The sequence below is a fragment of the Halomonas sp. DQ26W genome (genome assembly GCF_003339685.1).
Classification (GTDB): domain Bacteria; phylum Pseudomonadota; class Gammaproteobacteria; order Pseudomonadales; family Halomonadaceae; genus Halomonas.
The window spans coordinates 1-1,841 of the sequence record NZ_QPKI01000062.1; the positions used below are offsets into that span (position 1 = coordinate 1).

General features: G+C 60.3%; 2 protein-coding genes and 1 pseudogene. All 3 read right to left on the reverse strand.

Going from position 1 to position 1,841, the window contains the following annotated elements; translation table 11 throughout:
- Window positions 1-902: pseudogene (locus DU490_RS16870) on the reverse strand (DUF2235 domain-containing protein); the annotation flags it as partial.
- Window positions 899-1,411 (reverse strand): DUF3304 domain-containing protein, encoded by a 513-nt coding sequence (locus tag DU490_RS16875; RefSeq protein ID WP_114575376.1) that lies wholly within the window; start codon window positions 1,409-1,411, stop codon window positions 899-901. The pseudogene DU490_RS16870 and the gene DU490_RS16875, both read right to left, overlap by 4 nt.
- 3 nt (window positions 1,412-1,414) lie before the next feature.
- Window positions 1,415-1,841: hypothetical protein (locus DU490_RS17265; RefSeq protein ID WP_220270531.1), on the reverse strand; the 427-nt coding region annotated here is incomplete at its 5' end.

Below are 1,841 nucleotides of genomic sequence, written 5' to 3' on the forward strand. Positions count from 1 at the left end.
AGGTGCACGGCCCGGCGGCAGGCAGGATGCAATGGGCCACCGTCATCGATTTCCGTGACGGCAGGCGTCAGGGCTTCCAGCGGCCCCATGTCGGGGTGGGTGCGATGCACGCAATCGAACATCCCGGCAAAGGCGACCACCACTTCGGCGCCCTGATAGAGATAGGTATTGCCCTGGCGCTCACACGTCTTATCCAAGAGTTCGCGGATAAAGGCCTTGGCCAGGGCCGCGCCGAAATCGAAGCCGAACACCGAGACACGAATGGTGCGCAGCGGCATATCGGCCGAATTCGCTAGCGCAATCTCTTCCTCGAACTCGCGCATAGCCTTGGTCAGCCGCGATGCCGCACCGCTGGTCAGCAGGTGCGCCATCAAGGGGCTGTCACGCAGCGGCGACCAGGACTCGACACCGAGGCGCGCGACGGTATCGCGCGGCGCCTTCACCCAGCCCTTGAGTGAACTGAACTGCTGGGTCAGGTTACGCCGGGAGGTCTCCCACCAGGCGCGCCCGCTCTCTTCCAGCAGCCCACGCCCCACTGCTTCGCGGGCGCTGCTACTCACATGACCCTCCATAGTGCTACGTGCCTCACCGGGTGCCATGCGCCCCGCCGTGGCCAGGCTCTCGGATGCTTCGGTTTCTAGCGGTGTGCCCAGGCCGGGAAGATAGAGTTTACGAAAGCGTCGACCGAGTTGATCACTCGTTTGGTCAGGGAATGTTTCGTAGAGACGCGCTACATTGCTAAACCGTCCATCGGCCTCATCTCGCTCAGCGTGGCGCCCCATGCCATCGAAGAATACACCCACCTCTAATACACTATGGCAGGTCATGACGCCTATAGAGGTTATATCCTCAGCGACAGCGTTCAGTGCCTCGCAGTTGGCCATAATTTCCTCTTCGGTCATGGGTGGGCTCCTTCTTCGATTTGGTCCAGGCGTTTTGGCAAATGGGCATAAGGAGAAATCAAATCTTCGCTCCAGCCCAGCTTGACCTCGTTATTGGGCAGAAAATGCACGTGCAGGTAGCGGTCTTCCCGTGCGCGCTCCGGCATTGGCAGCGTTACGCTATGTCGTTCTACTTCCATGCCCTGTCGTTCTTGCTCCCCTGTGATGCTAAGAATCCACTCCACCTCGGCGGTCTCGCCGCTGATCCGCTGGCAGCATACGGTCCCCCCCCCTCCATAAGGGCCAAGATTCCCCCCCCAGCGATCATTGACCCAGAAACGATGGATAGGCCGATCGATATGGCTATGTCCGCGGATGGAAGTCTCCGTGGGCATGGGGTGCAGATTGGGCATAAAGAACAGCCACACGAAATAACCGGCAAACAACGCGCCCAGCCCCCAGCGTGTTCCTTTTGGCAAGCCGTACCAGACTTGATTGAACAGCCAGTTCCAGATCCATCTCACCAGCATTTATTACTCCTGATTTTTGGCCAGCAAGCGGCGGTAGACATAAGCCAGGCGCTCGCCGCGTTGAACCAGGCCCGCCTCGGTCGCAGCCAGGAGCGCTGTTTCAATTGGCTGCGAGCGAGCGCAGGCGCACACGCCGGCAAAGAGTTCCGGATGTTGCTCGGTCAGCAAGCGGGTAAAGGATCGCACCTCCGGGTCGCCTTGCAGCGCATGGTAGAGCGAGGAGGACAACGTCAACTGCCATGGCGATTCGAGAGGTTCCTGCACCGGCATGGCACCCAACGTCTGCCAGACCCGCTCATCGTCCCGCCGCCACCACTGTTCGATGCCACCGAAGAGAGAACGATGCCAACCGGCTTCGGTTTCAACATGCAATCGCTTGATGACCCGGGACAGGTAGAACCGCAATAGGGCCGGCGGCTCACCAGCCGGA